A 9,120-nucleotide genomic window follows, 5' to 3' on the forward strand; every position below is an offset into this window, starting at 1 on the left:
GCGCGATGACGACGACCACCAGGAAGCCGCCGCTGACGACCTGCTGGTAGGCGGAGTCGAGCGAGCCGATCTGGTTGATGACGTTCTGGATCACCTTCAGCAGGAGTACGCCGACCAGCGAGCCGCCGACGAAGCCCATGCCACCGGAGAGCAGCGTGCCGCCGATGACGACGGCGGCGATCGCCTCCAGCTCCATGCCGAAGCCCAGGATGGTCACGCCGGAGTCGAGCCAGGCGGCGTTCAGCGCACCGGCGAAGCCGGCGAGCAGCCCGCTGAGGGTGTAGACCAGGGTCTTGGTACGGGCCACGGGCGCACCCATCAGCGCCGCGGCGTCCTCGTTGCCGCCGACGGCGTAGACGTGCTGGCCGAAGCGGGTGCGGCGCAGCAGGATGCCGCCGGCGACGAAGAGCGCCGCGGTGATCCACACCGGGACGCCGATGCCGAGCAGCTTGCCCTGGCCGAGGTCGGCGAAGAACGAGCCCTCGGCGACGAGGTAGGTGTCGGCGCCCTCGTCGGTGACCGACAGCATCACGCCGCGGGCGCCGAGCATGGCGGCGAGCGTGACGATGAACGGCGCCAGCCGCAACCGGGCGATGAGCAGCCCGTTGACCAGTCCGAAGAGTCCGCAGACGGCGAGTGGCAGGAGCAGCGCCACCAGCGTGCCGTGGCGCGAGCCCCAGGCGGCGAGCACGCCGCCGAGCACGAACACCGAGCCGACGGACAGGTCGATGCCGCCGGTGACGATGACGAAGGTCATGCCGAGGGCGACGATGGCGAGGAAGGCGGAGGAGACCGCCATGTTCTCGATGTTGCCGGTGGTGGCGAAGGAGTCGAAGGACAGCGAGGCGACGGCGGCGATGGCGATCAGCGCGACCAGCGCGCCGTGCTGCTGCGCGAGGGCGCTCAGCCGCTCGCCGCGCCCGGAGCCGGCCGGCTCGTCCGCGTCGTACGCGACGGGCCGGTCGGCGGCAGTCTCGTCTTTCACGACGGTCACCGCTTCCCCCTCTCCCGCGCGGCGTAGACCGCGAGGATGATCACCACGGCCTGGGCGATCTGCGTCCACGACGGCTCCAGGTCGTGCTTGATCAGCGTGGCCGTCAGCAGCTGGATCAGCACCGCGCCGGCCACCGTGCCGCCGATGCGGACCCGGCCGCCGGTCAGCGGCGTGCCGCCGACGACGACGGCGGTGATGGCGGACAGCTCCATCAGGTTGCCCAGCGAGGTGGGGTCGCTGGCGGACAGCCGGGCGGTGGCCAGGAAGCCGGCGACCGCGGCGAGGACGCCGCAGACGACGTACACCACGATCAGCACCCGGCGCACCGGCAGCCCGGCGAGCTTGGCCGCGGGGCGGCTGTCGCCGATGGCCAGCAACTGGCGGCCGAAGGTGGTGCGGCGGACGGCGAAGGCGACGACCAGCGCGAGCGCCGCCGCGATCAGCACCACGTACGGCACGCCGGCGAACTCGCCGGAGCCGAGGGTGGCCATGCCCGGGTCGCGGATGTCCTCCAGCTGCGGCAGCAGCACCAGCGCCAGCCCTCGGGCGCCCACCATCAGCGCGAGGGTGGCGACGATGGGCTGGACCCCGATGAACGCGATGAGCGAGCCGTTCACCAGGCCGACCGCCGCGCCGCCGACGACCGCGACGATCAGCGCGATCCACGGCCCGTACCCCATGTACAGCGCGACGAGCGAGGTGGACAGGGCCATGACGGAGCCGACCGACAGGTCGACGCCCTCGCTGCCGATGGCCAGCGCCATGCCGAGCGCGACGATGACGACGGGGGCGACCTGGACGGCCTGGGTGCGGAAGTTCTCGGCGGACAGGAAGTGGGGGGTGAAGGCGATGTTGACGAGCAGCAGGAGGGCGACGCCGAGGTAGACGCCGTACTCCTGCAGCCAGCGCAGCACCCGCTCCCGGTCGGCGGGCAGCGCGCGGCGCAGCGTGAGGTCAGCCATGGCCGGCCGCCTGCGCACCGGCCCCGCGAGGCGCCGGGTCCGGGTCCGCGCCCGGCTCCGCGGCGGCCGCGATGGCCTCCATGAGTCTGTCCTCGGTGACGTCGTCACCGGCCAGCTCGCCGACGACGGCGCCGTCCCTGAGCACCACCACGCGGTCGGACCCCTCGATCAGCTCCTCCACGTCGGAGGAGATCAGCAGCACGCCGAGGCCGTCCTCGGCGAGTTCGTCGACGAGCTTTTGCACCTCGGCCTTGGCGCCGACGTCGATGCCGCGCGTCGGCTCGTCCAGCAGCAGCACCTTGGGCTGCATGGCGAGCCAGCGGGCCAGCAGCACCTTCTGCTGGTTGCCGCCGGACAGCTCGCCGACCTTCTGGTGCGGGCTCGCGGCCTTGATGCGCAGCCTGCTGACGAACTTCTCGACGACGGCGTCGATACGGGCCTCGGAGACCAGCCCGTAGCGGGACATGCGCGGCAGCGCGGCCAGCGCGATGTTCTCGCGGACCGACAGACCCGGCACGATGCCCTCCGACTTGCGGTCCTCCGGCAGCAGGCTGATGCCGGCGCGGATCGCGGCGGGCGTGGATCCGGTGCGTACGGGCGCGCCCGCGACGGTGATACGGCCGGCGCCCAGCGGGAGGGCCCCGGCGATGGCCTTGGCGGTCTCGGTGCGCCCCGAGCCCAGGAGCCCGCCGAGGCCGACGACCTCGCCGGGGCGGACCTCCAGCGACACGTCGTGCAGCTCGTGCCGGCGCGTGAGGCCCTCGGCACGCAGCACCGGCTCCGCCCCGGTGCCGTGGTCACCGGTGAACTTGGTCAGGCCCTCGGCGCGCACCTCGCCCATCTCCCGGCCGAGCATGAGGGAGACCAGCCGGAGCCGGTCGAGCCCGGCGAGCGGGCCGGTGTGCACGAGGCGGCCGTCGCGGAGCACGGTGACGGTGTCGCAGACGGCGTACAGCTCGTCGAGGCGGTGGCTGACGTAGACGACGGCGACGCCGTCGGCGCGCAGCCGGCCTATGACGCCGAAGAGGGTCTCCACCTCGCGGGGTTCGAGCGAGGAGGTGGGCTCGTCCATGACGACGACGTCGGTGCGGCCGGCCGCGGAGACGGCGCGGGCCAGGGCGACCATCTGCTGGGCGCCGACGCCGAGTTCGGCGAGCGGGCGGCGGACGTCGACGCGTACGCCGTAGTCGAGGAGCATCCGCTCGGACTCGCGGTGCAGCCGGCCGAAGTCGATGAGGCCGCCGCGGCGGCGCGGCTCGCGGCCGAGGAGGAGGTTGCGGGCCACGCTCATCAGGGGGATGAGGTTGACCTCCTGGTAGATGGTCGAGATGCCGGCCTGCTGGGCGGCGAGCGGGGTGGCGAAGGAGGCCCGCTCGCCGCGGTAGGCCAGCTCGCCCTCGTCGGGCTGGTAGACGCCGGTGAGGACCTTGATGAGGGTGGACTTGCCGGCGCCGTTCTCGCCGACGAGGGCGTGCACCTCGCCCGCGCGGGCGGTGAAGTCGACGCCGTCGAGGGCGAGGACGCCGGGGAAGCGCTTGGTCAGGCCGCGTACGGTCAGGACGGCGGGGCGCTGCGCCGCACCGTCCGCGCCGTCGCGTACGTCCCGGGCGTCCGCCGGGTGCGGGCCGGCGGGCCGGGCGGGCCCGCCGGGCCCGTCCGGCCCGTGCCGCTCGGGCGGCTCGTTCGCTGCGGCCATCGGCGTCAGAACGCCTTGCCGAGGTCGGCCTCGGCGTTGTCGGCGGTGTACTCGCTGTCCTTGATCACGATGTCCTGGCCGACCTCCTCGCCCTGGGTGAAGGCGTCGAGGGTCTCGAAGGCCAGCGGGCCGAAGCGCGGGTTGGACTCGATGACGGCGTCGATCCAGCCGTCGACGATGCCCTGGACGGCGTTGCGGGTGCCGTCGATGGTGACGATCTTGACCGCGCCGGGCTCCTTGCCCGCGCCCTTGAGCGCGTTGACCGCGCCGAGGCCCATCTCGTCGTTCTCGGCGTAGATCCCGGTGATCTCCGGGTTGGACTGGATGAGCTGCTCGGTGACCTGCTGGCCCTTCTCGCGGGCGAACTCGCCGGTCTGCTCGAAGACCACCTTCACGTCCGGCGCCTTCTCGGCGATGCGGTCCTTGAAGCCCTTGGTGCGCTCGGTCGTGACGTTGTTGCCGGGCGTGCCCAGCAGGATGGCGATCTCGCCCTTGCCGCCGGTGGCCTCGATCATCTTGTCCGCGGCCCGCTTGCCCTGCTCGGTGAAGTCGGAGCCGATGAAGCTCACGTAGTCCTTGCAGGGCTCGGCGTTGATCTTCCGGTCGATGGTGACGATCGGGATCTTCTTGTCCGCCGCGGACTTCAGCACCGGGTCCCAGCCGTCGGAGTTCAGCGGGGCGATGACCAGCAGGTCTGCGCCCTTGGCGATGAGGTCCTGGACGTCGCTGATCTGCTTGGAGAACTGCGACTGGGCGTTGGCGGCGAGCAGTTCGACGCCGCGCTCCTCGGCCTCGGCCTTGATGGAGGCGGTCTCGGCGATACGGAACGGGTTGGCTTCCTTCTCGGACTGCGAGAAGCCGACGGTGGCGCCGGCGAGGTCGATCTCCTCGGCGCCGTAGTCGCCGATCACGCAGGTCGGGCCCGAGCCCCCGGAGACCTCCTGCTCGCTGCCCTTGGCCTCCTCGGAGCCGGCCGCGGCGCCGGTGCTCCCCTCGTCGTCGTCCTCGGACTTGGCGCAGCCGGCCGCGAGCGCGAGGCTCGCGCTGAGCGCGACGGCGAGGAGTGTTCTGGCGGCGGTGCGGGCGTGCGGCTTCATGGTGATACCCCAATTCGGGCGGTGGAGTACGAGGGCCGGGCCGCGCGGGACCCGAGGAATTCAGGGGATGTTTTACATCGTTGGAAGGGCGCTGTAAACACCTCCCGCAGCACGGATTTGTCCGGCGAAGATCGCCACGGCCCTTGTCCCGTACGGGAGTTGACGATCCGTCACGACGGCGCCGGGCAGGCCGGGGCACCCGCCCCGGGGCCGGTCCTGGCGTTGCTCGGCAGGGCTCACCCGGTCGCGCGACCGCGCGTGCTCTCCCGCTCCACCAGCGCGAACGCGGGATACATCTCCTGCGACTCGGGCGCGCTGCCGTCCCCGTGGGCGGCGTCCAGGCGCTTGACCACCGACTCCACCGCGAGCCTGGCGATGGCCCGCTTGTCCGGCGCGATGGTGGTCAGCGTGACGGCCCCGTAGCGGCTCTCGGTGATGTCGTCGAAGCCGACGACCGCCACGTCCTCCGGGACCCGCAGCCCCCGTTCGGACAGCACCCGCATGGCGCCGATGGCGATCAGGTCGTTGTACGCGAAGACCGCGTCCGGCCGCTGGCCGGAGTCCAGCAGGCCCGCCATGGCCGCCGCGCCGTCCGCCCGCTCCCAGCCCTCGTTGTACGCCACCAGCGCCTCGTCGACGGGCACGCCGCGGTCCGCCAACTCCGCCCGCCAGCCGAGAAGTCGCAGGTGGGCGGGTTGGTGGGCGCGGTTCTCGCGGGCGCCGAGGAACGCGATGCGGCGCCGGCCGAGGTCCAGCAGATGGCCGACCGCCTGCCGTGCCGCGGCGATGTTGTCGATGGCGATGTGGTCGTACGGCAGGTCGTAGCGGCGCTCGCCGAGCAGCACGAGCGGGCTCTCCTCGCCCCGGCCGCGCAGGTCGTCGGTCTCCAGCTCCAGCGGGCTGAGGATCAGCCCGTCCATCACCCGGGCGCGGAAGCCCTGGGTGACCAGCAGCTCCAGCTCCCGCCGGCCCTGGGTGTGGTCGAGCAGGACGGTGAAGTCGTGCCGGGCGGCCTCGTCGATGACGTGGCCCGCCAGCTCGGCGAAGTACGGGTTGCCCAGCTCGGGCACGGCGAGCGCGATGATGCCCGTACGGCCTTTGCGCAGGTGGCGGGCGGTGAGGTTGGGGCGGTAGCCGAGCTCGTCGATGGCCTGCTGGACCCGCGCCCGCATCGCCGGCGTGACGTGCGGATAGTTGTTGACCACGTTCGAGACGGTCTTCACCGACACGCCCGCCCGCTCGGCCACATCCTTCAGGCTGACTCTCACCGCGTTCCTCCTACGCCGTTTGGTCATGCACTGGACACAACGCAGGAGGCGTGCTGTCATGCCAACTGCCCTTGTTTCCAACGTTATACAAGACGCCCGGGGGCAAAGGGCAGACCCAGCACCCGCATTCTCCGACTTCCGGAGGTACCCGTGCACCCCTCCCTCAGACGCGTACGGCGGCGACTACTGCGCTGGCCGACGCCCATCCTCGCGGCCCTGGCGCTGACCCTGGTGCCCGCCGGTCCGGGCTTCCCGGCCACCGGCGCCGACCGCCCGGCCGCCGGGTCCGCGGACTCCCGCGCAGCCGCGGAGGTCAACGGCCTCAAGGGCGAGTACTACACCCACAGTGCCCCCGGCACCTTCGACTTCGACCAGTTGAAGGCCACCGCCTTCGACCCGTCGCTGGACTTCGACAACCTGGAGCCCCGGCTCGCGGCCCGGGCCGGCCAGGCCGACAACGCCAGCATCCGCTGGACCGGCGGGATCACCCCCGAGGTCTCCGGCGCGCACACCTTCCACGTCAGCGCGGACAACGGCTTCCGCCTCTGGGTGGACGGCGAGATGGTCATCGACCACTGGGTCGACGACTGGGACAACGAGCAGACCTCGCAGCCCGTGGAGCTGGCGGCGGGCCGCACGTACGACATCAAGGTGGAGTACTTCGAGCACCACGGCGGCTCCAACTTCCACCTGCGCTGGAGCGAGCCGGGCGCCGAGAAGGAGGCCGTGCCGCAGTCCGCGTTCTCGCTGCCCGAGGACTTCGACTACAGCGGGCCCACCGACGTCGCCGTGCAGCCCGACGGCCGCACCCTGACCATGGACTTCGCCCAGCCGCTCGCCGCTCCCCCGGCGACGTTCGACGAGCACCTGGAGACGGTCATCGGCGGCGCCGACTGGCCGCGCTCCCCGGCCGAGCTGGACCCCGAGGACCCCACCCGGCTGATCGTCCCGCTCGACGAGCCCGTCGTCGGCCAGGGCGGCTCCGCCGACGTGCGCTACGACGGCGAGGGCGGCCTGACCGGCGCGGACGGCGCCGACGTCGCCGAGTTCTGGACCTCCGGGGCCAACGACTCCGAGTACCAGCTGCGGACGAAGTGGGCGGACGACGTCGACCCCGACGCCCCGCTCCCCGAGTACCCGCGCCCGCAGCTCACCCGCGAGGACTGGCAGAGCCTCAACGGCACCTGGCAGTTCGCCGGCGCCACCGAGGGCGAGAGCCCGCCGTTCGGCCGCACGCTGGACGAGAAGATCGTCGTGCCGTACCCCGTCGAGTCCGAGCTGTCCCGCGTCCAGCGGCACGAGGAGCGCATGTGGTACAAGCGCACCTTCACCGTGCCGCGTGACTGGCGCGTCGGCCAGCGCGGCGAGCGGCTCCAGCTCAACTTCGACGCGGTCGACTGGAAGGCCGACGTCTGGCTCAACGGCAAGCAGGTCGCGTCCCACAAGGGCGGCTACGACCGGTTCAGCGCCGACGTCACGCAGGCCCTGCGCGGCGGCGGCAAGCAGGAGCTGATCGTCGGGGTCTACGACCCGACCGACTCCGCCGACGGCGAGAACCCGCCGATCGGCAAGCAGCGGCTCTCCCCCAGCGGCATCTGGTACACCTCCTCCTCCGGCATCTGGCAGTCCGTGTGGATGGAGCCGGTGCCCACCGACCGCGCCGAGGACCTGAAGATCACCCCCGACGTGGCCGGCGAGCAGACCTCCGTCCAGGTGCGCGGCGTACGCGACGGGGTGCCGGTCACCGCCACGGCGTACGCCGGCCGCCGCGCGGTCGGCACCGCGACCGGGAAGACCGGCGAGCCGCTGACCGTGCCCGTGCCGGACCCGCGGCTGTGGTCGCCGGACGACCCGTACCTGTACGACCTGAAGGTGACGGTCGGCCGCGGCGCGTCCGCCGACGAGGTGCGCGGCTACTTCGGCATGCGCACCGTGGGCGTCGAGACGGTCGACGGGCAGCAGCGGATGACGCTCAACGGCTCGCCGGTGTTCTCCATGGCCACCCTCGACCAGGGCTTCTGGCCCGAGGGCATCCACACCGCGCCCACCGACAAGGCGCTTCGGTACGACCTCGAACAGCACAAGGAGATGGGCTTCAACTCCGTGCGCAAGCACATCAAGGTCGAGCCCGACCGGTGGTTCTACCACGCCGACAAGCTGGGCCTGCTGGTGTGGCAGGACATGCCGTCGATGAACACCAAGACGCCCTCGGAGAGCTCCCGCACGCAGTTCGAGCACGAGCTGAAGGAGATGATCCAGCAGCACGACAGCCACCCCTCGGTGGTCATGTGGGTGACGTTCAACGAGGGCTGGGGCCAGTACGACCAGGCCCGTATCGCCGACTACGCCAAGGAGCTGGACCCGGCCCGGCTGGTCAACAACATGAGCGGCCACAACTGCTGCGGCGCGGTCGACGGCGGCAACGGCGACATCTCCGACGCGCACGGCTACCCGAGCGCGCAACTGCCCGCGCCCGACGGCACCCGCGCCCTGGTCAGCGGCGAGTACGGCGGCCTCGGACTGGCCATCCCGGGCAACGCCTGGCCGGTGCGGCACACCTACGTGGGCGTGGACCGCGAGGCGTACACCGAGGAGTATCTGATCAAGCTGGCCGAAATCGAGCGGTTCGCCGCCTGCAACGGCAGCAGCGGCGCCGTCTACACCCAGATCACGGATGTGGAGGGCGAGCTGAACGGACTGCTCACGTACGACCGCAAGGTCGTCAAGCCGGATGTGGAACGCATCCGGGCCGCCCATGAGGCGCTCATCGAGGGAGCCGCGGAAGGCACCCTCACCTGCGACGCCTCCTGACGCACCGCCCGTCCCCGCACGCCCCGGCCGCGGCACCCGCCGCGGCCGGGGCCGGGGGCGGCCCGGCGCGCCCGGCGGCCCCGCCGGGCACCGCGCCCGAGCAGCACCCCCGGCACCAGGCACCTCCTCCTCCAAGGACTCCAGGCACCCAGGGACCCGACATGCCTCCTCCGCTCAACCGCCGCCACTTCCTGCACGCCTCCGCCGCCGGCGCCTCCGCGCTCGCCCTCGGCGCCACCGCGCTCCCGGCCCACGCGGTGGCTTTGGTGGCGTGGGTGGGGCGGACGTCGAC

Annotated in this window: 7 protein-coding genes; 2 read left to right on the forward strand and 5 right to left on the reverse strand. The window is 72.2% G+C overall.

Annotated elements, in window-relative coordinates:
• From H5J30_RS09525 to H5J30_RS09545, 5 genes are all read right to left on the reverse strand, one after another.
• The coding region (locus tag H5J30_RS09525) for an ABC transporter permease (RefSeq protein ID WP_181786931.1) at nt 1-994 on the reverse strand (994 nt) is incomplete at its 3' end.
• Nucleotides 991-1,956, reverse strand: a complete 966-nt coding sequence (locus H5J30_RS09530; protein WP_181786933.1) for an ABC transporter permease — start codon at nt 1,954-1,956, stop codon at nt 991-993. The genes H5J30_RS09530 and H5J30_RS09525, both read right to left, overlap by 4 nt.
• Nucleotides 1,949-3,652, reverse strand: a complete 1,704-nt coding sequence (locus tag H5J30_RS09535) for a sugar ABC transporter ATP-binding protein (RefSeq protein WP_181786935.1) — start codon at nt 3,650-3,652, stop codon at nt 1,949-1,951. The genes H5J30_RS09530 and H5J30_RS09535 overlap by 8 nt, the downstream gene beginning before the upstream one ends.
• Before the next feature lie 5 nt (nt 3,653-3,657).
• Nucleotides 3,658-4,749: an ABC transporter substrate-binding protein gene (locus H5J30_RS09540; RefSeq protein ID WP_181786937.1), complete on the reverse strand. Its 1,092-nt coding sequence runs from the start codon at nt 4,747-4,749 to the stop codon at nt 3,658-3,660.
• A gap of 236 nt (nt 4,750-4,985) precedes the next feature.
• On the reverse strand, nt 4,986-6,017 hold the full coding sequence (locus H5J30_RS09545; RefSeq protein WP_181786939.1) for a LacI family DNA-binding transcriptional regulator: 1,032 nt from the start codon (nt 6,015-6,017) through the stop codon (nt 4,986-4,988).
• 231 nt (nt 6,018-6,248) lie between these two features.
• Between H5J30_RS09545 and H5J30_RS09550 the strand changes: the two genes are divergently transcribed.
• Both H5J30_RS09550 and H5J30_RS37685 read left to right on the forward strand, forming a co-directional pair.
• On the forward strand, nt 6,249-8,828 hold the full coding sequence (locus tag H5J30_RS09550) for a PA14 domain-containing protein (RefSeq protein ID WP_181786943.1): 2,580 nt from the start codon (nt 6,249-6,251) through the stop codon (nt 8,826-8,828).
• Nucleotides 8,829-8,989: 161 nt separating this feature from the next.
• On the forward strand, nt 8,990-9,120 hold a 131-nt coding region (locus H5J30_RS37685; protein WP_181786941.1), incomplete at its 3' end, for a twin-arginine translocation signal domain-containing protein.

Origin of the sequence: Streptomyces phytophilus (assembly GCF_013870535.1) — a bacterium.
Classification (GTDB): Bacteria; Actinomycetota; Actinomycetes; order Streptomycetales; family Streptomycetaceae; genus Streptomyces; species Streptomyces phytophilus.